General features: G+C 50.9%; 14 protein-coding genes, 2 tRNA genes, 6 rRNA genes and 2 pseudogenes (1 of these 24 cut by a window edge). 12 read left to right on the forward strand and 12 right to left on the reverse strand.

The genetic code is table 11. From position 1 onward, the window contains the following. From ACSHSR_RS02190 to rrf (ACSHSR_RS02205), 4 genes are all read left to right on the forward strand, one after another. Nucleotides 1-1,617: ribosomal RNA gene (locus ACSHSR_RS02190) — 23S ribosomal RNA — on the forward strand; it begins 1,276 nt to the left of the window's first position. A gap of 230 nt (nt 1,618-1,847) precedes the next feature. Continuing rightward, a 5S ribosomal RNA gene (gene rrf, locus ACSHSR_RS02195) occupies nt 1,848-1,963 on the forward strand. Nucleotides 1,964-2,013: 50 nt separating this feature from the next. Continuing rightward, nucleotides 2,014-2,089, forward strand: a tRNA-Thr gene (locus tag ACSHSR_RS02200). Nucleotides 2,090-2,129: 40 nt separating this feature from the next. Continuing rightward, nucleotides 2,130-2,245, forward strand: a 5S ribosomal RNA gene (gene rrf / locus ACSHSR_RS02205). A 173-nt stretch (nt 2,246-2,418) separates the two neighbouring features. Here the strand turns inward: rrf (ACSHSR_RS02205) and ACSHSR_RS02210 are convergent. Beyond that, nucleotides 2,419-2,856: pseudogene (locus ACSHSR_RS02210) on the reverse strand (transposase); the annotation flags it as partial. Continuing rightward, nucleotides 2,754-3,239 carry a helix-turn-helix domain-containing protein gene (locus tag ACSHSR_RS02215; RefSeq protein WP_123115555.1) on the reverse strand — a complete coding sequence of 162 codons (486 nt, stop codon included), beginning with the start codon at nt 3,237-3,239 and terminating at the stop codon, nt 2,754-2,756. The pseudogene ACSHSR_RS02210 and the gene ACSHSR_RS02215, both read right to left, overlap by 103 nt. An 856-nt stretch (nt 3,240-4,095) precedes the next feature. Here ACSHSR_RS02215 and ACSHSR_RS02220 point away from each other — a divergent pair. From ACSHSR_RS02220 to rrf (ACSHSR_RS02235), 4 genes are all read left to right on the forward strand, one after another. Next, nucleotides 4,096-5,640 (forward strand): 16S ribosomal RNA (locus ACSHSR_RS02220). A gap of 483 nt (nt 5,641-6,123) precedes the next feature. Then, nucleotides 6,124-9,016: ribosomal RNA gene (locus ACSHSR_RS02225) — 23S ribosomal RNA — on the forward strand. Between the two features lie 90 nt (nt 9,017-9,106). Further along, nucleotides 9,107-9,182 (forward strand) — tRNA-Val (locus ACSHSR_RS02230). A 37-nt stretch (nt 9,183-9,219) separates the two neighbouring features. Then, nucleotides 9,220-9,335: ribosomal RNA gene (gene rrf, locus ACSHSR_RS02235) — 5S ribosomal RNA — on the forward strand. Together the 16S, 23S and 5S rRNA genes with 2 tRNA genes alongside form the textbook arrangement of a ribosomal RNA operon. A 452-nt stretch (nt 9,336-9,787) precedes the next feature. Here the strand turns inward: rrf (ACSHSR_RS02235) and ACSHSR_RS02240 are convergent. The 10 genes and pseudogenes from ACSHSR_RS02240 to nadC form a co-directional block, all read right to left on the reverse strand. Beyond that, nucleotides 9,788-10,054, reverse strand: a pseudogene (locus ACSHSR_RS02240) (transposase); the annotation flags it as partial. Nucleotides 10,055-10,131: 77 nt separating this feature from the next. Then, nucleotides 10,132-10,530, reverse strand: a complete 399-nt coding sequence (gene mutT, locus ACSHSR_RS02245) for an 8-oxo-dGTP diphosphatase MutT (RefSeq protein WP_335899326.1) — start codon at nt 10,528-10,530, stop codon at nt 10,132-10,134. Then, nucleotides 10,530-10,742 carry a DNA gyrase inhibitor YacG gene (gene yacG, locus ACSHSR_RS02250; protein WP_025886789.1) on the reverse strand — a complete coding sequence of 71 codons (213 nt, stop codon included), beginning with the start codon at nt 10,740-10,742 and terminating at the stop codon, nt 10,530-10,532. The genes mutT and yacG overlap by 1 nt, the downstream gene beginning before the upstream one ends. Before the next feature lie 44 nt (nt 10,743-10,786). Beyond that, nucleotides 10,787-11,527, reverse strand: a complete 741-nt coding sequence (zapD, locus tag ACSHSR_RS02255) for a cell division protein ZapD (RefSeq protein ID WP_028779562.1) — start codon at nt 11,525-11,527, stop codon at nt 10,787-10,789. Beyond that, nucleotides 11,524-12,135 (reverse strand): dephospho-CoA kinase, encoded by a 612-nt coding sequence (gene coaE, locus ACSHSR_RS02260; protein ID WP_025012056.1) that lies wholly within the window; start codon nt 12,133-12,135, stop codon nt 11,524-11,526. Before coaE ends, zapD begins: the two co-directional genes overlap by 4 nt. Next, nucleotides 12,136-13,050, reverse strand: coding sequence for a prepilin peptidase (locus tag ACSHSR_RS02265; RefSeq protein WP_144164451.1), 915 nt, complete (start codon nt 13,048-13,050; stop codon nt 12,136-12,138). It lies immediately after the preceding gene. A 75-nt stretch (nt 13,051-13,125) separates the two neighbouring features. Next, the gene (locus ACSHSR_RS02270; RefSeq protein WP_208192725.1) at nt 13,126-14,394 is read right to left on the reverse strand and encodes a type II secretion system F family protein; all 1,269 of its coding nucleotides are present in this window, start codon (nt 14,392-14,394) and stop codon (nt 13,126-13,128) included. Between the two features lie 158 nt (nt 14,395-14,552). Beyond that, nucleotides 14,553-16,259, reverse strand: coding sequence for a type IV-A pilus assembly ATPase PilB (pilB, locus tag ACSHSR_RS02275; protein WP_335922355.1), 1,707 nt, complete (start codon nt 16,257-16,259; stop codon nt 14,553-14,555). Nucleotides 16,260-16,324: 65 nt separating this feature from the next. Beyond that, nucleotides 16,325-16,741, reverse strand: a complete 417-nt coding sequence (locus tag ACSHSR_RS02280) for a pilin (protein WP_208192727.1) — start codon at nt 16,739-16,741, stop codon at nt 16,325-16,327. A gap of 867 nt (nt 16,742-17,608) precedes the next feature. Further along, complete coding sequence (gene nadC, locus ACSHSR_RS02285; RefSeq protein WP_025012052.1) at nt 17,609-18,469, reverse strand: carboxylating nicotinate-nucleotide diphosphorylase; 861 nt, start codon at nt 18,467-18,469, stop codon at nt 17,609-17,611. 158 nt (nt 18,470-18,627) lie between these two features. On the opposite strand from nadC, the gene ampD reads away from it, so the two are divergent. The 4 genes from ampD (at nt 18,628) to aceE (ending at nt 23,877) form a co-directional block, all read left to right on the forward strand. Continuing rightward, the gene (ampD, locus tag ACSHSR_RS02290) at nt 18,628-19,206 is read left to right on the forward strand and encodes a 1,6-anhydro-N-acetylmuramyl-L-alanine amidase AmpD (protein ID WP_186265262.1); all 579 of its coding nucleotides are present in this window, start codon (nt 18,628-18,630) and stop codon (nt 19,204-19,206) included. 53 nt (nt 19,207-19,259) lie between these two features. Continuing rightward, on the forward strand, nt 19,260-20,111 hold the full coding sequence (gene ampE, locus ACSHSR_RS02295; protein ID WP_025012050.1) for a beta-lactamase regulator AmpE: 852 nt from the start codon (nt 19,260-19,262) through the stop codon (nt 20,109-20,111). 274 nt (nt 20,112-20,385) lie between these two features. Further along, on the forward strand, nt 20,386-21,138 hold the full coding sequence (gene pdhR / locus ACSHSR_RS02300; protein ID WP_475623890.1) for a pyruvate dehydrogenase complex transcriptional repressor PdhR: 753 nt from the start codon (nt 20,386-20,388) through the stop codon (nt 21,136-21,138). 72 nt (nt 21,139-21,210) lie between these two features. After that, complete coding sequence (gene aceE / locus ACSHSR_RS02305; RefSeq protein ID WP_475623891.1) at nt 21,211-23,877, forward strand: pyruvate dehydrogenase (acetyl-transferring), homodimeric type; 2,667 nt, start codon at nt 21,211-21,213, stop codon at nt 23,875-23,877. Nucleotides 23,878-23,885 lie beyond the last annotated feature (8 nt).

A 23,885-nucleotide genomic window follows, 5' to 3' on the forward strand; every position in this document is an offset into this window, starting at 1 on the left:
AACCCCCTCGCCGAAAGACCAAGGGTTCCTGTCCAACGTTAATCGGGGCAGGGTGAGTCGACCCCTAAGGCGAGGCTGAAAGGCGTAGTCGATGGGAAACGGGTTAATATTCCCGTACTTCTGCTAACTGCGATGGAGAGACGGAGAAGGCTAGGCCGGCGCGGCGTTGGTAGTCCGCGTTTAAGGTAGTAGGTGGTGTGCTTAGGCAAATCCGGGCACACATACACTGAGAGCTGACGACGAGTCCCTAAGGGGATGAAGTGGTTGATGCCATGCTTCCAGGAAAATCTTCTAAGCTTCAGGTTAGCAGGAATCGTACCCCAAACCGACACAGGTGGTCGGGTAGAGAATACCAAGGCGCTTGAGAGAACTCGGCTGAAGGAACTAGGCAAAATGGTACCGTAACTTCGGGAGAAGGTACGCTCCTGTTGGTGATGAGACTTGCTCTCTGAGCTGACGGGAGTCGCAGATACCAGGTGGCTGCAACTGTTTATCAAAAACACAGCACTGTGCAAAATCGCAAGATGACGTATACGGTGTGACGCCTGCCCGGTGCCGGAAGGTTAATTGATTGGGTTATCTTCGGAGAAGCTCATGATCGAAGCCCCGGTAAACGGCGGCCGTAACTATAACGGTCCTAAGGTAGCGAAATTCCTTGTCGGGTAAGTTCCGACCTGCACGAATGGCGTAATGATGGCCACGCTGTCTCCAGCCGAGACTCAGTGAAGTTGAAATTGCGGTGAAGATGCCGTATACCCGCGGCTAGACGGAAAGACCCCGTGAACCTTTACTATAGCTTGGCACTGAACATTGACCCTACATGTGTAGGATAGGTGGGAGACTATGAAGATGAGACGCCAGTCTTGTTGGAGTCAACCTTGAAATACCACCCTTGTAGTGTTGATGTTCTAACCTGGGCCCCTAATCGGGGTTAGGGACAGTGCCTGGTGGGTAGTTTGACTGGGGCGGTCTCCTCCCAAAGAGTAACGGAGGAGCACGAAGGTTGGCTAAGTACGGTCGGACATCGTACGGTTAGTGTAATGGCATAAGCCAGCTTAACTGCGAGACAGACACGTCGAGCAGGTGCGAAAGCAGGTCATAGTGATCCGGTGGTTCTGAATGGAAGGGCCATCGCTCAACGGATAAAAGGTACTCCGGGGATAACAGGCTGATACCGCCCAAGAGTTCATATCGACGGCGGTGTTTGGCACCTCGATGTCGGCTCATCACATCCTGGGGCTGAAGTCGGTCCCAAGGGTATGGCTGTTCGCCATTTAAAGTGGTACGCGAGCTGGGTTCAGAACGTCGTGAGACAGTTCGGTCCCTATCTGCCGTGGGCGTTGGATGATTGAGGGGAGCTGCTCCTAGTACGAGAGGACCGGAGTGGACGAACCGCTGGTGTTCGGGTTGTCATGCCAATGGCATTGCCCGGTAGCTACGTTCGGAATCGATAACCGCTGAAAGCATCTAAGCGGGAAGCGAGCCCCAAGATGAGTCATCCCTAGGGCCTGGAGCCCTCTGAAGAGCCGTTCGAGACCAGGACGTTGATAGGCAGGGTGTGTAAGCGTTGCGAGGCGTTGAGCTAACCTGTACTAATGACTCGAGAGGCTTAACCATACAACCCAGATGGGTTTTACGGACTTGAAGAAGTCGATACTTGATTGAAGTTTGAACTCAGGCTCTGAAGAAGAGCACAGCTTTCTGAATTGAAGAATAAAGGTTAATGACGCAGGTAATTGTTTGGCTGACAAAGCCGTGACGAGCGAACCGCGCAGTGTACTGAAGTACATGAGCAGCGTAGCGAGGAAACAATACCGTCAGACGGACAATTAACCAGTAAGAATATGTCTGGTGACAATAGCATTGTGGTCCCACCTGATCCCATCCCGAACTCAGAAGTGAAACGCAATCGCGCCGATGGTAGTGTGGGGTCTCCCCATGTGAGAGTAGGTCATCGCCAGACGCCAAATTTCTGATTTTTACTTTAGATAAAGTGAAATCAAAGTTGAATTCGCTGATATGGCTCAGTCGGTAGAGCGCATCCTTGGTAAGGATGAGGTCCCCAGTTCGATTCTGGGTATCAGCACCATATTCAGCTGCTAGGCACTAAATAGCAGCAACAAAATTTGTCTGGTGACAATAGCATTGTGGTCCCACCTGATCCCATCCCGAACTCAGAAGTGAAACGCAATCGCGCCGATGGTAGTGTGGGGTCTCCCCATGTGAGAGTAGGTCATCGCCAGACGCCTAATAAACGATGGATCCCCAGCACTTTGTGTTGGGGATTTTTCGTTTTAATTGCATTTTGAAATGTCCACTCTCACATGGGGAAGATAAAGAGTCCGAACGCAGTGAGCTTGCTCGAAGCTGGCCATCGCCAGACGGCTAATGCCAATTTGATTAATTATCTTGTTAGATTCATCCAGTCTCTGAAGCACAAAGATTTAACCCGACCGGTATCCTCAATGAAGGTATTCCAGGCTCGGGATACTTGGTCAACAATTTGCTCGTGCAATCGAATACTCGGTTGGAAAGACAGTGTTGTCTGAGCCATTGCCAAACTTGCTCCATCGGGTTCAGCTCTGGAGAATAGGCGGGTATAATCAAAGTGAGATTTTAGAAAGGTATTGCCGTATCCATAGTATGCCAGCCTGCGCCATCAACGATGACCACTGCATGCCGGTCGCTCTCGGTTGCCAACGATATCAATTCAAGGTGAAGCATCATGGCATCTTTGTTGACCAAGGGCGTAATCAATGCTTCCGTTTTACCGCTACTTGGGCACACTGCCCCAAACAGATACCCATAATCAAATTGCTGCTGTTCGACGACACGGAGACGGCTACCCCGTTTTGCCCAAAGTCTTGTCGTTTGGTTTTGTTGACCAAATCTGGCTTCGTCTTGGAACCACACATCCACACGCTCAGTGGAAGATGACCCGGGATGAGACTGAAATCAAGCGCATGGAGTAAGCGGTACACATTGGCCAAGCTATAGCTCACATGCAGGTCGTTACAGATATAAACTCTGATATCTTCAGCTATTAAGCGTCCACCGTCCTGCTTGATAGCATTCTTCTCGATAAACTTTTTAAGTTGCTCTAATTGATGAGGAGAGAGTTGATTGGGTCGTCCGGATTTAGGTTTATCAAGCAAACCATCGCGTCCATCAGCCAGGTAATTTGCGACCCAAGCATTAACACTGGTGCGACTCACACCGAGCAGGGCTGTTAATGACATAGTTGTCCGTGCGTATTCTTGATAAATGCAGTCGCCGCAACTGAGCTAATGAATATCCTTTTAGTTTGCCTTTGCAGAGTGGTAGGCATTAATCGTTTATCTCTAGCTATTCACCAATGCTCTAAGTTTCCCCAGGCTGCAAGCAGAGCAATGTGGTTTGTCAGTAGGCGCAGTTATTTATCATCGGCTGTATGAACATGTCGGGTATTCAGAGTCGATGAGCCGCGCAGCTAAAGTTTGGGATTCTGGCTTCGAGGCTATGAACTTGGGCACAACCCTGTACTGGATGAGAAAACATTTTAGTAATTATGCAGAATCTCGATTATTTCTGACTGGTTTCATGACTAATAAGGTGTAATGCATGAGTTGAATCTTTCCCCTAAGTACGACTACCAGAATTGTTTATACAAATAGGTTTGTGGATAAGTCTGTGGTTAATTGGTAGGTAAGCTGTGTAGTTGAACGGGGTTTCTACAGTCGACCAATAAATTGAGTTTTTCTTTTAAAAAGCCCTTGCACAAAAGTTTTGGCTCCCTATAATGCGCTCCCACTGACACGGCACAGCGGCAACGCGAACGACGTGACAGGGTCGAAGAAAAACGGCTCTCGAGTCCTTTCAACGACAGGCGAAAAAAAGATGGTAATTACCTCTTGACGCCGCAGCAGGAAAGCGTAGAATACGCAGCCCTGACCCGATGGCCGCAGCGCCTAAGGGATTGCTCTTTAACAAGATAAACAAGCAAATCTGTGTGGACACTCACAGGCATTGAGAAATCGACAAAACGATTTAACTCGATGAAGAGTGTTCATACGAACAGAATTCATTGAGCAGAACCTTCGGGTTCAACCAAAACTTTAATTGAAGAGTTTGATCATGGCTCAGATTGAACGCTGGCGGCAGGCCTAACACATGCAAGTCGAGCGGTAACATTTCAAAAGCTTGCTTTTGAAGATGACGAGCGGCGGACGGGTGAGTAATGCCTGGGAATTTGCCCATTTGTGGGGGATAACAGTTGGAAACGACTGCTAATACCGCATACGCCCTACGGGGGAAAGCAGGGGACCTTCGGGCCTTGCGCTGATGGATAAGCCCAGGTGGGATTAGCTAGTAGGTGAGGTAAAGGCTCACCTAGGCGACGATCCCTAGCTGGTCTGAGAGGATGATCAGCCACACTGGGACTGAGACACGGCCCAGACTCCTACGGGAGGCAGCAGTGGGGAATATTGCACAATGGGGGAAACCCTGATGCAGCCATGCCGCGTGTGTGAAGAAGGCCTTCGGGTTGTAAAGCACTTTCAGCGAGGAGGAAAGGGTGTAAGTTAATACCTTACATCTGTGACGTTACTCGCAGAAGAAGCACCGGCTAACTCCGTGCCAGCAGCCGCGGTAATACGGAGGGTGCGAGCGTTAATCGGAATTACTGGGCGTAAAGCGTGCGCAGGCGGTTTGTTAAGCGAGATGTGAAAGCCCCGGGCTCAACCTGGGAACCGCATTTCGAACTGGCAAACTAGAGTCTTGTAGAGGGGGGTAGAATTCCAGGTGTAGCGGTGAAATGCGTAGAGATCTGGAGGAATACCGGTGGCGAAGGCGGCCCCCTGGACAAAGACTGACGCTCAGGCACGAAAGCGTGGGGAGCAAACAGGATTAGATACCCTGGTAGTCCACGCCGTAAACGATGTCTACTCGGAGTTTGGTGTCTTGAACACTGGGCTCTCAAGCTAACGCATTAAGTAGACCGCCTGGGGAGTACGGCCGCAAGGTTAAAACTCAAATGAATTGACGGGGGCCCGCACAAGCGGTGGAGCATGTGGTTTAATTCGATGCAACGCGAAGAACCTTACCTACTCTTGACATCCACAGAATCTGGTAGAGATACCTCAGTGCCTTCGGGAACTGTGAGACAGGTGCTGCATGGCTGTCGTCAGCTCGTGTTGTGAAATGTTGGGTTAAGTCCCGCAACGAGCGCAACCCCTATCCTTACTTGCCAGCGGGTAATGCCGGGAACTTTAGGGAGACTGCCGGTGATAAACCGGAGGAAGGTGGGGACGACGTCAAGTCATCATGGCCCTTACGAGTAGGGCTACACACGTGCTACAATGGTCAGTACAGAGGGTTGCGAAGCCGCGAGGTGGAGCTAATCCCATAAAGCTGGTCGTAGTCCGGATTGGAGTCTGCAACTCGACTCCATGAAGTCGGAATCGCTAGTAATCGTGGATCAGAATGCCACGGTGAATACGTTCCCGGGCCTTGTACACACCGCCCGTCACACCATGGGAGTGGGCTGCACCAGAAGTAGATAGCTTAACCTTCGGGAGGGCGTTTACCACGGTGTGGTTCATGACTGGGGTGAAGTCGTAACAAGGTAGCCCTAGGGGAACCTGGGGCTGGATCACCTCCTTACCTAAGCGATAATTGGTGCTTGGTCGAAAACTGCTCCTGCATTTTCGACATTCGGTACATCCGTGTACCTTTTGAGTGTTCACACAGATTGCTTGTTCATAGAGCAGGCCGTTGACCCTGGTAGGTCAATGAGTTCTTTAACAATTTGGAAAGCTGATAGTAGACATCAAGACCACTCTTAGGAGTAGGAATTGATGCATACAAATTGAGTTCTCAAACACTTCAATCAAGTGTTTTGGAAATTCTTCAAGGCGAGTCCACTTCCTTAACCCGGAGGTGAGACAAGTAAACCTAAGCTGGTTGCAATACAACCCGTGTTTTCCGCTATGTTACCGATAAGGTAGCGCAGTCAGGCGACATGGTGTCTAAGCGGTGATTTGAGTGAGGAAGGAGTGTAGCAGCGCTACATGACTGACGAATGAAAAGCACAATAACGACAACATGAGTACTGACAAGCGAGATGAAAACTCATCCGGGTTGTATGGTTAAGCGACCAAGCGTATACGGTGGATGCCTTGGCAGTCAGAGGCGATGAAGGACGTAGTAACTTGCGAAAAGCGTTGGTGAGCTAGTAACAAGCATTTGAGCCAGCGATGTCCGAATGGGGAAACCCGGCAGCATAAGCTGTCATCACTAAGTGAATACATAGCTTAGTGAGGCGAACGAGGGGAACTGAAACATCTAAGTACCCTTAGGAAAAGAAATCAACCGAGATTCCCCAAGTAGCGGCGAGCGAACGGGGATTAGCCCTTAAGTCTTTGGGGTGTTAGTGGAATGTGTTGGAAAGCACAGCGGCACAGGGTGATAGCCCCGTACACGTAAACTAACCAGAGATGAAATCGAGTAAGGCGGCACACGTGATATGTTGTCTGAATATGGGGGGACCATCCTCCAAGGCTAAATACTCCTGACTGACCGATAGTGAACCAGTACCGTGAGGGAAAGGCGAAAAGAACCCCTGTGAGGGGAGTGAAATAGAACCTGAAACCGTATACGTACAAGCAGTGGAAGCGGTTCTTGAGACCGTGACTGCGTACCTTTTGTATAATGGGTCAGCGACTTACATTTAGTAGCGAGGTTAAGCGAATAGCGGAGCCGTAGGGAAACCGAGTGTTAACTGCGCGTTTAGTTGCTAGGTGTAGACCCGAAACCCGGTGATCTAGCCATGGGCAGGTTGAAGGTTGAGTAACATCAACTGGAGGACCGAACCGACTAATGTTGAAAAATTAGCGGATGACTTGTGGCTGGGGGTGAAAGGCCAATCAAACCGGGAGATATCTGGTTCTCCTCGAAAGCTATTTAGGTAGCGCCTCGGACGAACACCTTTGGGGGTAGAGCACTGTTAAGGCTAGGGGGTCATCCCGACTTACCAACCCTTTGCAAACTCCGAATACCAAAGAGTGCTATCCGGGAGACAGACGGCGGGTGCTAACGTCCGTCGTCAAAAGGGAAACAACCCAGACCGTCAGCTAAGGTCCCAAAGTAATTGCTAAGTGGGAAACGATGTGGGAAGGCTTAGACAGCTAGGATGTTGGCTTAGAAGCAGCCATCATTTAAAGAAAGCGTAATAGCTCACTAGTCGAGTCGGCCTGCGCGGAAGATGTAACGGGGCTAAGCAATTCACCGAAGCTACGGGTACTGATGCTTGCATCAGTGCGGTAGAGGAGCGTTCTGTAAGCCGTTGAAGGCGAAGGGGTAACCCACGCTGGAGGTATCAGAAGTGCGAATGCTGACATGAGTAACGATAAAGGGGGTGAAAAACCCCCTCGCCGAAAGACCAAGGGTTCCTGTCCAACGTTAATCGGGGCAGGGTGAGTCGACCCCTAAGGCGAGGCTGAAAGGCGTAGTCGATGGGAAACGGGTTAATATTCCCGTACTTCTGCTAACTGCGATGGAGAGACGGAGAAGGCTAGGCCGGCGCGGCGTTGGTAGTCCGCGTTTAAGGTAGTAGGTGGTGTGCTTAGGCAAATCCGGGCACACATACACTGAGAGCTGACGACGAGTCCCTAAGGGGATGAAGTGGTTGATGCCATGCTTCCAGGAAAATCTTCTAAGCTTCAGGTTAGCAGGAATCGTACCCCAAACCGACACAGGTGGTCGGGTAGAGAATACCAAGGCGCTTGAGAGAACTCGGCTGAAGGAACTAGGCAAAATGGTACCGTAACTTCGGGAGAAGGTACGCTCCTGTTGGTGATGAGACTTGCTCTCTGAGCTGACGGGAGTCGCAGATACCAGGTGGCTGCAACTGTTTATCAAAAACACAGCACTGTGCAAAATCGCAAGATGACGTATACGGTGTGACGCCTGCCCGGTGCCGGAAGGTTAATTGATTGGGTTATCTTCGGAGAAGCTCATGATCGAAGCCCCGGTAAACGGCGGCCGTAACTATAACGGTCCTAAGGTAGCGAAATTCCTTGTCGGGTAAGTTCCGACCTGCACGAATGGCGTAATGATGGCCACGCTGTCTCCAGCCGAGACTCAGTGAAGTTGAAATTGCGGTGAAGATGCCGTATACCCGCGGCTAGACGGAAAGACCCCGTGAACCTTTACTATAGCTTGGCACTGAACATTGACCCTACATGTGTAGGATAGGTGGGAGACTATGAAGATGAGACGCCAGTCTTGTTGGAGTCAACCTTGAAATACCACCCTTGTAGTGTTGATGTTCTAACCTGGGCCCCTAATCGGGGTTAGGGACAGTGCCTGGTGGGTAGTTTGACTGGGGCGGTCTCCTCCCAAAGAGTAACGGAGGAGCACGAAGGTTGGCTAAGTACGGTCGGACATCGTACGGTTAGTGTAATGGCATAAGCCAGCTTAACTGCGAGACAGACACGTCGAGCAGGTGCGAAAGCAGGTCATAGTGATCCGGTGGTTCTGAATGGAAGGGCCATCGCTCAACGGATAAAAGGTACTCCGGGGATAACAGGCTGATACCGCCCAAGAGTTCATATCGACGGCGGTGTTTGGCACCTCGATGTCGGCTCATCACATCCTGGGGCTGAAGTCGGTCCCAAGGGTATGGCTGTTCGCCATTTAAAGTGGTACGCGAGCTGGGTTCAGAACGTCGTGAGACAGTTCGGTCCCTATCTGCCGTGGGCGTTGGATGATTGAGGGGAGCTGCTCCTAGTACGAGAGGACCGGAGTGGACGAACCGCTGGTGTTCGGGTTGTCATGCCAATGGCATTGCCCGGTAGCTACGTTCGGAATCGATAACCGCTGAAAGCATCTAAGCGGGAAGCGAGCCCCAAGATGAGTCATCCCTAGGGCCTGGAGCCCTCTGAAGAGCCGTTCGAGACCAGGACGTTGATAGGCAGGGTGTGTAAGCGTTGCGAGGCGTTGAGCTAACCTGTACTAATGACTCGAGAGGCTTAACCATACAACCCAGATGGGTTTTACGGACTTGAAGAAGTCGATACTTGATTGAAGTTTGAACTCAGGCTCTGAAAAGAGCACAGCCAAGAATACCGGTCGCTTAGCTCAGCCGGGAGAGCACCTCCCTTACAAGGAGGGGGTCACTGGTTCGATCCCAGTAGCGACCACCATATTTCAAAGCAACAGCTTTCCAAATTCTCAAATATGTCTGGTGACAATAGCATTGTGGTCCCACCTGATCCCATCCCGAACTCAGAAGTGAAACGCAATCGCGCCGATGGTAGTGTGGGGTCTCCCCATGTGAGAGTAGGTCATCGCCAGACGCCTAATAAAATGAAAAATCCCCAGCACTTTGTGTTGGGGATTTTTCGTTTTAATTGCATTTTGACGTGTCCACTCTCACATGGGGAAGATAAAGAGTCCGAACGCAGTAAGGCACAATTCCATGTGGAGTAGGGTGAGGTTGTCGCGTTTATCAAACTCAGTTTGATGCGACAGACGAACGCGGAGAGCTTGCTCGAAGCTGGCCATCGCCAGACGCCTAACAAACAAAAAGCCCTAGCTGAATGCTAGGGCTTTTCTGTTTGTCTCGCTACCAGCGAGAACGACTTAACATGCAGCCCAAAGCTGCTTACGCAGTGCGGGCCCCTCAGCTCGCAGCCAAGCTGCTTCGCGCTACAGCCATCTATCAAGCTGTGCTTGATGAGCAGATGTCTTTCGCCCCCATGTGAGATGGTGCTGTGGAGATATTGAGAATGGCTCGACCCGTTTGTTTGGTCAGATTCATCCAGTCTCTGAAGCACAGAGATTTCACCCGACCAGTATCCTCAATGAAGGTATTCCAGGCTCGGGATACTTGCTCAACAATTTGCTCGTAGCAATCGAATACTCGGTTGGAAAGACAGTGTTGTCTGAGCCATTGCCAAACTTGCTCCATCGGGTTCAGCTCTGGGGAATAGGTGGGTAGCTTAATCAAAGTGAGACTTGAGAAAGGTATTGCCGTATCCATAGTATGCCAGCCTGCACCATCAACGATGACCACTGTTGGGGGGATTTGGGATATCTGAATCTGAAAGATAGGGATAACAAGAAAGCCAGCTTAGGCGGCTGGCTTAGGGGTTAGTTTGAAAACTCTGTAAGGATTTTATCAAGAATCGGTCGGTTGGCATCCGGGAAAGTATATTCCTGGAGTTTATTTAAGTGCACCCATTCGACTTCCTGTCCTTCTACGCCATAGGCATTACCACTGAATTCAGTGACCAGGTGAATATCCAGTAACACCTGCTTATCTGGATAGTCATAAGACAACAGCATAAAAGGGGTAGAGGCGGCTATGTTGAGCCCGACTTCTTCTGCCAGTTCTCTGGCTAAAGCTTGGGTGACTGTTTCGCCGGTTTCGACTTTACCTCCTGGAAATTCCCATTTTCCTCCCTGGTGCAGATGCCCATGACGCTTGGCCAATAGGATCTGCTCGCCGGATTTAATGATACCGACCGCTACATGTACTCTTTTTGTCATTACTGATCCTTGAAGAAATTACCTTCATCGTAGCCCAGTTCATCCAGCAGTTGTTCATCAAACTCTGGCTTGACCGGGATGGCATGTTTTTCCGAGGCCCAATCACCGAGATCGATGAGTTTACAGCGCTCGCTACAGAAGGGCTTGAATTTGGATTCGGGGGCCCATTCCACCTCTTTTTGACAGGTGGGGCACTTAACAGTGATAGGCATTTTTGTGTCTCTTGGGCTAACTGATGGCGCCCATGGTAAAGAGTTTAGCCGCAGGTCGCCAGTAGGAATTTGACGGTTTTGTCGGAATGCTTTTGTTGTTCGAACTGTACAAAATGAATGGCAAAGCGGTTTCTGTGACCACTAATGGTGGGGTAGCAGCCTTGCTCTGCATCCAGCTTGACTCTGACCAGCGACAAGCTTTGTTGGCTGTCGCCTTGGTAAAAGCCGGCATGGGCTACAGCATCACGATATTCACAGCTCATACGGGTAAGTTGCAACAGCAGACTGATGGGCTGTAGTAGGCTGCTGAAGTGACTGGTCCATTGGAGGTACTCCTGACAGCGTTCTTCCCAAGGCTTGGCCAGCCAAAAGTGCAGTTGTGGCAGATCGAAGTTACAGCAAGCACCAGGCATGCTGAATCTTTGTCTGAGCGCCGATATGAATCTGTCTTGCTTAAGCTGACTGCCGGGGCGCTGTGGACGTTGCAGTTCTTCTCTGGCGTGGGAGAATTGCTCGAGATAGTACTGGAGTTGCTGCTGGTCTACATCGTCCTGCTGTTGCCAGCTTTGCAGTTGGATTAATTGGCGGTCGATATCTTTGATGACTTCGCTGCGGTAATCACAGCGTTCGGTGAGTTCACAGAGGGAGAATAGTGGGTAGAAGCATCTATGTTGATGATCTTGCTGGAGGTTATTGTCCAATTGACGGGCGAGATATTCCAGACGCAAATAGCTGCGGATCTTTTCATTTAACGGCTGTTCGAATATCAGTTCTGTCGTGTTCATGGGTGTATAGGATCTGCCAGCTGTAAGTATTTATTATGCAGCGCCAGTACTTGAGCTTGTAGCGCGGTGATTTCTCCCTGATTGTCAATCACATCATCAGCCTTGTTGAGTCGGCTATTGCGGTCGCTCTGGCTATTGATAATGTTTTGAACCTGTTCCTTAGACACCTTGTCCCGCTCAATAGTTCGCTGTAACTGTAATTTTGGTGAAATATCTACCACCAGAGTGCGATTCACCAGTTTATCCAGGCCATTCTCAAAAAGCAGAGGCACCACCATGATGACATAAGGGGAGTTTGCCGCCTTAACCTGTGCCAACATGCGAGAACGTATCATGGGATGCAACAGGGCATTGAGCCATTCCCTGTCTTCCGGATGATGAAATATCTGTTCCCTCAGCGCCGCTCTATTTAGATTGCCTTCAGGAGTCAGCATCTGAGGGCCAAATTTATCGCCAATTTGTCTGAGGCCATCTGAGTCTTTGGCGACCACCTCCCTGGCAATGATATCGGCATCGACCAGGACGATTCCCTGCTCGGCAAACAGATTGGCGACCGTAGTTTTGCCGCTGCCGATACCGCCGGTGAGCCCTACAATAAATTCGGCCATTTAGAGTGTTCCCAAATACCAGTCGACAATCTGTTGTCCCCACACCAAAGCGACCCAACCAGCGATAGCAATATAAGGGCCAAAGGGGATAGGGTTACCCCGATTAAGGTTCTTGAACAGAATAAGTAAAACGCCTACTAGGGCACCGACCAGAGAAGAGAGCAGAATAATTAGAGGTAACATCTGCCAGCCAAGCCAGGCACCAAACAATGCCATCAGCTTGAAATCGCCATAGCCCATGCCTTCCTTGCCGGTGAGCAGTTTAAATAGCCAGTAGACCGACCAGAGGCTTAAATAGCCGGCAGCGGCCCCTATGGTGGCATCGGTCAGATTAGTAAAGGTGCCCGAGATATTAACCAGTAAACCAAGCCACAGTAGCGGCAGGGTAATCTGATCCGGCAGCAGCATTTCATCCAAATCTATCCCGCTGAGGGCTATCAATCCAAAGGTGAGAATAGTGGCGTAAACAAACTGCAGTGTCGGGCCAAAATACCACCCGAGAGTACTGATAAGCAGGGCGGTCAGCAGCTCAAATATCGGGTATCTCGCTGAAATAGCTGTGTTGCAGGAGGCGCATTTACCGCCAAGCAACAAATAGCCGATTATGGGGAGGTTGTGCCAGGGTTTGATATGGGCGCCACACTTGGGGCAGGCAGACTTCGGCAGTATCAGATTGTATTTGGCCGGATAGTTATCTATTGGTGCATTAAGCTTGGCTTCACCCAGCTGTTTGGCGAATTCGGGTTGATATTCCTGCAGGTATTGATTGCATTCCTGCTGCCATTCGCGCTTCATCATTACCGGCAGGCGGTGGATCACCACATTGAGAAAGCTGCCTATTACAGAAGCAAACAAAAAGCAGAGAACAAGAAAGAGCCACTGGTTGTGGCTCAATACGGCAATAAATTCTGACATGCGATATTAAGCTGCCCTAAAAAATTATTATCTAAGTACTAGTTTTTGTTATTACATTTCGGCGAATAGCCAGCCTTAACCTACCACGTTACCCATCTGGAAGATAGGCAGGTACATGCCGACGATAAGGCCACCAACCAGGGTGCCGATAACTACCATCATAATAGGTTCTATTAGGCTGGAGAGCCCATCTACGGCATCGTCTACCTGCATCTCGTAGATATTGGCAATCTTGTTGAGCATATTATCCAATGAGCCTGACTCTTCACCTATCATCACCATCTGGATCAGCATGTCGGGAAAAAGCTTGGTAGTGCGCATGGCCACGTTCATCTGCATTCCGGCCATCACTTCGGTACGCACATTCAACAGCGCCTTGCGGTAGACATAGTTGCCGGAGGCGCCGGCGGCAGACTCCAAGCCATCAATCAGCGGCACCCCGGCGGCAAAAGTGGTGGCCAAGGTGCGGGCAAAACGGGCCATGGCAGCTTTATGGAGAATTTCACCAATTAAAGGGATCTTCAGTACCATTTCATCGATACGGTTACGAAAGTGTTCTGAGTTACGATGGGCACGGACAAACAGCCAAACACTGATAACTATGGCTGCTAGAAATAGATACCAGGTACTCTGAAGGCCGCGGCTGATATTGACAATTAACTGGGTAAAGGCAGGCAACTCGGCGCCAAAGCCGGCAAATATACTTTCGAATTGAGGTACTACAAACAAAAGCAACAGCACAGTAACTGCTATAGCAACCACTACTACAGCGGCAGGGTAGAACATAGCCTTTTTAATTTTTGACTTAAGGGCTTCAGCTTTTTCCCGGTATGTGGCGATACGGTCGAATACGGCGTCCAAGGAGCCTGAATGTTCACCGGCGGCCACCAAGTCGACATAGAGGTCGTCAAAATAGACTCTGTGAGGGCGGAGGGCGTCGGAGAGTGGAATACCGGCCTGGACATCGGCCAATACAGTGCCAAGCAGCACCCGCACTCTGTTTTTCTCATGGCCGCGAGCGATCAGCTCGATAGAAGTGACCAGCGGTACGCCGGCAGCCAGCATAGTAGCTATCTGACGGGTGATCACCGCGATATCCATCGGTTTGATTTTTTTATCACCACCGAAAAGAGAAGCGGATTTTTTACGTACCGTCTTGGGATTGATGCCCTGGCTCTTAAGCAGGTTTTTTATCTCTGTGATGCTGGTACCACGCAGTTCGCCGGAGCTGAGTTTGCCGTCACGATTCTGCCCCTTCCAGGTAAAGGTGTGGATCTTGGGCTGGGGCTTGGCGCCTTTATTCTTGGCTTTATTGTTTTTAGCTGTCGCCGTTGCGGTTGCCATAGTATTTCCTTGCAATATGCTTATTTGCTCGCCTGCAGTTAATTTTAGTCAGAGTCACAGGCGAATGCTTATTCACTGGCTCTCTGGCAGTTATCTATTTGGCTAGTCCCAGAGTAATATCGCTTCGGATATCCAATAGGCCTAACCTAATGAGCCAATCAATAGCTGGTGACCCGATTTATCTCGGCGATACTGGTGACGCCTTGAATCACCTTTAAAAGGCCGGAAAGGCGCAGATCGCGCATCCCCTGCTGTTTGGCGGTGGTGGCAATCTGCAGCGAATTACCGCCCTCCATAATGGTTCTGGCGATTTCATCGGACATCTTCATTACCTCATAGATACCGACCCGGCCCTTATAGCCACCGGAGCAGAGATCGCAGCCACAGGGCTTGTAAGGGGTAAAGCCTGCGTTTATCTGCTGCTGAGTGAAGCCCAGTTGCAGCAGTTCATGCTCGGGGATATCTTCCGGTTGGCGGCATTCGGGGCAAAGGCGGCGGGCCAGACGCTGGGCAATAATCAGATTGACTGAACTGGCAATGTTGTAACCTGGGACGCCCATGTTGAGCAGGCGGGTGAGAGTCTCGGCCGATGAGTTGGTATGCAGGGTTGAGAGTACCAAGTGGCCGGTTTGCGCCGCCTTGATGGCGATTTCGGCGGTTTCCAGGTCGCGGATTTCCCCCACCATCACCACATCCGGGTCCTGACGCAAAAAGGAGCGCAGCGCCGAGGCGAAGGTTAACCCTGCCTTGGGGTTGATATGTACCTGGTTGACCCCTTCCAGATTGATCTCTACCGGGTCTTCGGCGGTGCTGATATTGCGCTCTTCGGTATTGAGGATATTGAGGCCAGTATAAAGGGATACGGTTTTCCCTGAGCCGGTAGGGCCTGTTACCAAGATCATCCCCTGGGGTCTTGCCAGCATTTCCAGATAGGCTTGTTTTTGGTCTTCCTCATAGCCGAGTTTTTCGATGCCTAATTGCGCCGAAGAGGAGTCGAGGATCCGCATCACTATCTTTTCACCCCAAAGGGTGGGCAGGGTACTTACCCGGAAATCGATACTCTTGTTACGCGACAGCCTCATCTTGATGCGGCCATCCTGAGGTACCCGGCGCTCGGCGATATCCAATTTGGACATTACTTTCAAGCGGGCCGATATACGGCCCGAGAGAGAAATCGGTGGTTCGGACACCTCGTGGAGGATGCCATCGATACGAAAGCGAATGCGGTAGCGCTTCTCGTAGGGCTCGAAATGCAGATCTGATGCGCCCTTGCGGATGGCATCGGTCAAAATCTTATTGATATAGATGACTATGGGGGCGTCATCCTTGCCTTCATTCTCTTCCTGTTGACGTTTGTCGGTGTCGGTGACCTCGATACCTGCGAGGGACTCCTCATCGAGACCATCCAGTTCCAGCGAACTCAGGTCTTCTTCAAGCACTTTTTCCAGCGCTTTACTGAGCTTATCCTCCTCTACCAGTATTGCTTCAGCATGGAGGCCGGCGCTGAACTGAAAATCCTCAAGTGCAGCGATATTGGTGGGATCTGAGGTGGCGATATAGAGGCGGTTGCCACGCTTAAATAACGGCAGGCACCTATGTTTTTCGATAAGTTTTTTGTTGAGAAACTCTTCCGGAATACTGCTTAAATCAAACTCATTGAGATCCAGCAGTGGGGTGCCATACTCTTCGTAGCAGAGTTCGGCGATGGTACGGGCGGATAAAAGTTGACTGGTCACCAGAGTGGTGACCAGAGCTTGTTTGTTCTTTTGCGACTGTTTAATGGCATCCGACAGGCTACTCTCATCGAGTAGCCCTTTTCTGACAAACAGAGTCGAAAGTCCTAAGTGAAGTCCTGTTGTTGGCATCTCAGTGCACTTAACGGTTTTACCCTAACTCTCTAGTCTAGAGCTGTCAGGGTACTATAACTTACTTATTTGCAGAAATTCGCAGCTTTACATGTGCCAGACTGAGGAAACGTTAACACGCCGTTAGTATCAGTTACTGTTATGACGTTGGTGTAACCTCCAGCTGCAGCTGTACCAGTTCCAGTAATTAACCCGTCAACGACAGTTATAGAGGCCAAATTATCTGTAGCGGCAGGGGCAGTTGGAACACCATTGCTTCCTGCTGAACAGCCTGTCAATGTCCCAAGATCATGGAAACATACTGTCACAGCTGTTTTCATGCCATCAACAGCAGTATTAACTTCTGCAAATCGTGATTTCTTTGTGTAATCCTGGTAAGCAGGCAGTGCGATTGCCGCGAGAATACCGATAATGGCTACTACGATCATCAGTTCGATCAGGGTGAAACCCTGAACGCGTTTGTTAAGTTTGATACCTTTCATTTGCTTTCTCCATCGTTGCCGTCTTGAGCGAATCGGTAACTTAGTCCCTGTTACTCTTATTCCTACCAGCCTGAAACCTGCTCAGTTGCGTTGCTGGCGATTCCAGCTCCGGTGGCTTATGCCCCAGAGCGTGTTGGATCAGACTCAATCAGTTCAGCAAAACCATTTAAGTTTATCGTATGTCGTTCCGGCAAACCGCACCTCAAGGAACTGAGTATTTACTCAAAGCATGTATTTTACAGTTGTAACTGTGATATGCCATAAACAAATATCAGTTTGGGTGGTTACCTTGTCGGTGAGGTTGGCCAACAACGGCCATCTCGCCTGCCATAAAAGTTAGTATAAAGTTACTGAAAATGGAATCCACAATCGGTAAAAAGCAGCGTAAATTTCGGAAAAAAATCAAAAATGTTACTGATCACCAAGTTTTACCGGCAACAGTATTTTGACAGTTACTGAATTAAGTGTCAGGGAAGTGGCGTTGTCAAAAAAACAGGTAATTTTATCATTTGCTTAAATACAATTGTTGCAATTTTGTTTCTTGGGGATTGGGTGGGTTGTGAGCAAGCATTTACCTGTTTGCAACCGGTATCAGGACTGGCCAAGCTGCTGATTGAGAGCATCATTGACTGATGCTTACTGACATATTGCTGAATAGCTGTTCTAGCTATTTGAATATGGTGGTGTTTTGTCGATTATGAGGGGGCCTGTCTGGCAAAGTACAGCTTGGTACGACTTCTTGGAACTTATCGATTGGCGCCAAGTACTTTGCCACGGCTTGCTTCAGCTGCAGGTTTAACCGCTATCCGTTGGGCCCAGACTGGAAAGGCATACCCATAGATATCAGGGCATGCCTAAAAGAGGTTATCAGCCCTTGAGGCGCATGGAGAGATCCATGGCTCGCACATGCTTGGTCAGAGCTCCGACCGAGATATAGTCGACTCCGGTTTGGGCGAAAGCCGCTATGGTTTCCAGCGTGACATCACCGGAGACTTCGAGTTTGGCGCCAAGCCCTTTGGCCTTGAAACCGTTATTGAGCTCAACTGCCTGCAGCATCATGGTGACATCGAAGTTGTCCAACATGACTATGTCGGCGCCGGCTTCCAGTGCCTGAGCCAGTTCTTCCAGATTCTCTACTTCCACTTCCACAGGTTTTTCGGGGCGTAGCTCACGGGCTGCGGAGATGGCATTGGCGATACTGCCACAGGCCATAATATGATTTTCTTTGATCAGGAAGGCATCGAACAAACCGATACGGTGGTTTTTGCCGCCGCCGCAGGTGACGGCATATTTCTGCGCCGTGCGCAGGCCGGGAAGCGTCTTGCGGGTATCGAGCAAGCGGCACTGGGTGCCGACCAGCTTGTCGCAGTAGACTTTGGTCAGGCTGGCTACCCCTGAGAGGGTTTGAATAAAGTTCATCATGGTGCGCTCGCCGGTGAGCAACAGGCGCGCCGGGCCGGAGAGTTCACACAGCAGCTGATTGGGCAGCACAAGGTCGCCATCATCCACATGCCAGTGCAGCGCCACTTCACCTCCGAGCTGATTGAATACCTGCTCGGCCCAGGCCTTACCGCAAAAGACACCTTCTTCGCGGGTAATAAGGGTGGCTTCGGCGTGTTTATCTTCGGGGATCAACAGGGCGGTGATATCGCCCTCGGAGGCCTTCTGGTGGCCAAGGTCTTCGTCCAGTGCCGCTTTGACACTGACCCTGATATCATTTTCGAGCATGATGCGCGTCCTTGATTGACTCGGGATTATTGGGGAAATTTATGCCGCTAGATTAGCATAATAAGGGGCGCTGCTGGTATTGTGTTGGAGGCACAATTGGCCCTGGCTAGGCTCGAAGTTATTTTGAGCCAATGTGACTACAGCCAAGGCGCTGCTGTATGTATGGTTATCAGAGTCAGGAGAGTGAGCATTTGGCGCATAAGCTATGGGTTGAAGGCTGGTATAAAGAGGCTGAGCCCAGCCCTTCACCTCACTTTAATCACAGGCCCGATGGCGAGGTGAGCCTTTTGGTGATCCATAATATCAGTCTGCCGGCCGGCCGCTTTGGTTTGCCTTATATAGAGCAGCTATTTTTGGGTACTCTGGACACTGAGGCCGATGCCAGTTTCGCCGGGCTGAAAGGACTGGAAGTTTCGGCACATTTTCTGATTCGCCGTGATGGCGAGTTGCGCCAATTTGTTTCTGTGGATCAGCGCGCCTGGCACGCCGGGGTATCGAACTTTGAAGGTCGCAGCGGCTGCAATGATTTTGCCGTTGGTATAGAGCTGGAGGGCACAGATGATTCCGGCTTTACCGAAGAGCAGTATCATAAACTTATTACCCTGACCCAGAGTTTGCAGCAGGCTTACCCGGATATCACCAAAGAGAGAATAGTGGGTCATAGCGATATCGCGCCGGGGCGCAAGACAGACCCAGGCCCGGGATTTGATTGGCAAAGATATTTACAGGCGTTGTGACTGGTGTAGCTCTGTTATGGCCGCAGGCCTCAAGATAGCAAGGAGAAGAAAAGATGGCACTGTTTTCCCTGTTGGTCGCAATTATTGTTGAACGTTTGAAGCTGTTGCCTGCCCGCTGGCAGTTGGACAGTGGGCTGCGCTGGTATCAAAAGCAGATGTTTACCGACAGCCAGTTGGGTACTGTGGGCGGTATGATACTGGCGCTGCTATTGCCTGCCGTGACAGTAGCAGTGGCACTATGGGTAGTGAATGGATGGTTCTGGGGTTTGCCTTCGCTGCTGTTGTGGGTGGCGCTGGCGGTAGTGTGTTTTTCCCATCAGTATCAAAGACGCCTGTTTAAGCGTTATGTGCAGGCTGCCTGCCGTGGTGATGTGCAGGCCAGTTTTCATTTTGCCGGTGAGCTGGATTGCAGTGAGTGCCTGGATGCGGTCAGCGAGCGTGAACTGGGCAGCCGGGTGGGGCAGAGCGTAGCCTGGCTCAACTATCGTTATTATGGCGCCGTGGCGCTGTTCCTTATCTTGTTTGGTCCTGTGGGTGCCGTGTTTTATTGCAGCGTGCGTTTTTTTGATGAAAGGCGTCAGCGCCTGGGCAAAGAGTGGCCCGTGGTACATACCCTGCTGTATTGGCTTGACTGGTTGCCGGCACGGATAATAGGTTTTGGCTATGTGCTGTGCGGCCATTTCAGCAATGCTTTTCCCCGTTGGTGCCAACTGGCATTGAGTCTGGACTCTAAGCCGAGAGAAATAGTGACAGAAGTGGCCCTGGCCGCCGAAACCCTGCCGGAAGATGAAGATGTGCCGGTTTCAGTACAATCTACCTTGGCACTGCTGGCTCTCAGTAAGCGCAACTCGACCTTGCTGATCACTATTTTGTCGCTGTTGACCATCTTTGGTCTGGTCAGTTAAGCAAGCGCTGAACCGGCTTGGGCGCTTCGATGGGTTAACCGCTGCAGGGAAGGTGAGTTTGTTGCAGCTTTCTTAGGTTGAGCTGCGGTGAAGGAATAGGCAGGTTGAGGCTTGTTAATTGGTCTGACCCCAGAAGAAAAAATATAGGCTATGCTCACACATCGTGAGTTGACTTGATGCAGATCACTAACTGGACTTTAAAAGTGTGATTTGATAAAGTGCGCTCACTCGTAGAAATTGGTAAGACCAATTTACAATAGGAGCTGAGGGCCAGATGGCTTATAGCAAAATCAGTCAGCCAAAGATTTCTGACGTCATCATGAATCAGTTGGAACAGATGATCCTTGAAGGCAGCCTACAGCCGGGTCAGAAGTTACCTCCTGAGCGCGAGTTGGCGTTGCAATTTGAAGTATCCCGCCCCTCACTGCGGGAAGCGATTCAAAAGCTGGAAGCCAAAGGATTACTGCTGCGCCGTCAGGGCGGCGGTACCTACGTCAAAGAACAGTTATGGCAGAGTCTTGCCGATCCCATAGTCGAACTTATGCAGGGTGATCCGGAGAGTCAATACGACTTGCTGGAGTTCCGTCATGCCACCGAAGGCATGATGGCCTATTTTGCCGCCCTGCGCGGAACAGACGCCGATATGCAGAATATCAAGCGGATGATCCAGGAAGTGGAAGACGCCGAGGGTATCGAAGCGCAAGCCGCTGCCATTGTGCATTTTTACCGGGCTGTGGCCGAGGCATCACACAATGTTGCCATGTTGCATCTGGTACTGAGTTTAACTCCTGTGCTGCATCAAAATGTGGCGCAAAACCTGGAGCTTCTGAGTCGTCGTGAAGAAGCTTCATCCATGGCGAATAAACATAGGCGGGCTTTGCTGGCCGCTATTATTCGCCGCGATCCCGAAGCCGCGCGTGAAGCGTCCAATGACCACTTGAGTTATATCGAGGAAGTCATGTTGTCGGTACGGGAAGAAGATAGCCGGTTGCAGCGTAGCTTGCGCCGTTTGAAGAGCGGCGTGTAGCCCAGGGGCGGCCCAGTGCCCACCTTAGGACGTCGTAATCACTATTAATACAATGTATAGAAGGACAGTGTCATGTCTGAAAATATGCTACAAGACTTGGATCCGTTAGAGACACAGGAATGGGTAGAATCCCTGCAGGCCGTATTGGAGCAGGAAGGTCCCGAACGTGCTCATTACCTGTTGGAAAAGCTGATCGATAAGGCTCGCCGTAACGGTACTCACCTGCCTTACACTGCCACTACTGCTTACCTGAATACCATTCCTGCCGGGCAAGAACCTCATATGCCGGGCAATCAGGAGATGGAACGTCGCATTCGCGCCATTGTGCGTTGGAACGCGTTGGCTATGGTACTGCGTGGTTCCAAGAAAGATCTGGAGCTTGGTGGTCATATTTCCAGTTTCTCATCCAGTGCCACTATCTATGATGTGTGCTTTAACCACTTCTTCCGTGCTCCCAACGAGAAAGACGGCGGCGACCTGGTTTACTTCCAGGGTCACATCGCCCCCGGCATCTATGCCCGTTCTTTCCTCGAAGGTCGTCTGAGCGAAGAACAGCTGGCCAACTTCCGTCAGGAAGTGGATGGCAAAGGCCTGTCCTCCTATCCGCATCCCAAGCTGATGCCTGATTACTGGCAGTTCCCTACGGTTTCCATGGGTCTGGGCCCTATCCAGGCGATTTATCAGGCGCGCTTCCTTAAGTACCTGACTGACCGTGGCATCAAGGATTGCTCCGAGCAAACCGTATATTGCTTCCTGGGCGACGGCGAGTGTGATGAGCCGGAAGCGCTGGGTGCCATCGGTTTGGCCGCTCGTGAAGAGCTGGATAACCTGGTGTTTATCGTTAACTGTAACCTGCAGCGTCTCGACGGCCCTGTACGCGGTAACGGTAAGATCATCCAGGAGCTGGAAGGTGAATTCCGCGGCGCCGGTTGGGAAGTGGTCAAGGTTATCTGGGGGCGTTACTGGGATCCATTGTTGGCCAGTGACACCAGCGGCAAGCTGCTGCAACTGATGAACGAAACTGTTGACGGTGAATACCAGAACTGTAAAGCCAAAGGCGGAGCCTGGACCCGTGAACACTTCTTCGGTAAGTATCCTGAAACTGCCGAGATGGTAGCCAACATGTCAGACGATGACATCTGGCGCCTGAACCGCGGTGGCCACGATCCGGTAAAAATTTACGCCGCGCTCGATAAAGCCAAGAAGACCAAGGGTCGCCCAACCGTAATCCTGGCCAAGACAGTGAAAGGTTATGGTCTGGGTGATGCCGGTGAAGGCAAGAACATTGCCCACAACGTCAAGAAGATGGATATTGAAGCCATTCGTCACTTCCGTGACCGCTTCAACATTCCAATCCCTGATGACAAGCTGGAAGAGATCCCCTTCTACCATCCGGGACCGGATTCCGAGGAGGTCAAATACCTCAAGGAACGCCGTGAGGCCCTGATGGGTTATCTGCCTGCCCGTCGGCAGAAGTTCAGCGAAGAGCTGCAAGTGCCTTCACTGAAGATTTTCGATGCGATTCTCAAAGGCTCCAATGGCCGTGAGATCTCTTCTACCATGGCCTTTGTGCGGGTATTGACCGCCTTGCTGAAAGACAAGGGCATAGGTAAGAAGATAGTACCTATCATCCCGGATGAGGCCCGTACCTTTGGTATGGAAGGCCTGTTCCGTCAAGTGGGTATTTACGCTCACGAAGGCCAGAAATATGTGCCTCAGGATGCGGATCAGGTTGCTTACTATCGTGAGGACAAGTCCGGTCAGGTACTGCAGGAAGGGATTAACGAACTGGGCGCCATGTCCTCTTGGGTATCGGCTGCGACCAGCTACTCGGTCAATGATACGCCGATGATCCCTTTCTATATCTATTACTCCATGTTCGGTTTCCAGCGGATCGGCGATCTGGCTTGGGCCGCCGGCGACATGCGCGCCCGTGGCTTCCTGGTCGGTGGTACTTCCGGCCGGACTACGCTGAACGGCGAAGGCTTGCAGCACCAGGATGGCCACAGCCATATTTTGGCCAACACCATTCCTAACTGCATCAGCTATGACCCAACCTATGGTTATGAAATTGCCGTTATCGTTCAGGATGGTATTCGCCGCATGTATGGCGAAGATCAGGAAGATATCTTCTACTACCTGACCACAATGAACGAGAACTATGTTCAGCCTGAAATGCCACAAGGCGTGGAAGAGGGCATAGTCAAGGGTATCTACAAGTTGGAAAGCGTTGCCGGTTCCGGCAAAGGCAAAGTCCAGCTGATGGGTTGCGGCACTATCCTCGAGCAAGTGCGCAAGGCGGCACAGGCGCTGGCGAAAGACTTCGGTATCAGCACAGATGTGTTCAGCGTTACCAGCTTCAACGAACTGGCGCGTGATGGCCAGGCGGTTGAGCGCTGGAACATGCTGCACCCAACAGAAACCGCCAAGGTGCCTTATGTGAGCACAGTGCTGGCCAAAGATGCGCCTGCCATTGTCGCGACCGATTACATGAAGATCTACGGCGAGCAGCTGCGCGCTTACGTGCCTTGTGACTACAAGGTGCTGGGTACCGACGGTTTCGGTCGCTCTGACAGCCGTGCCAACCTGCGTCACCACTTCGAAGTGGATGCCAAGTTCATCGTGGTTGCTGCGCTCAAGTCGCTGGTGGATCGCAACGAGCTGCCGGTAGATGTTCTGGCCAAGACCATTGCCGAATACGGCATCGACGCCGACAAGATCGACCCACAGCACGCGTAAGAGGGGAA

The sequence above is a fragment of the Shewanella sp. VK101 genome (assembly GCF_056497865.1).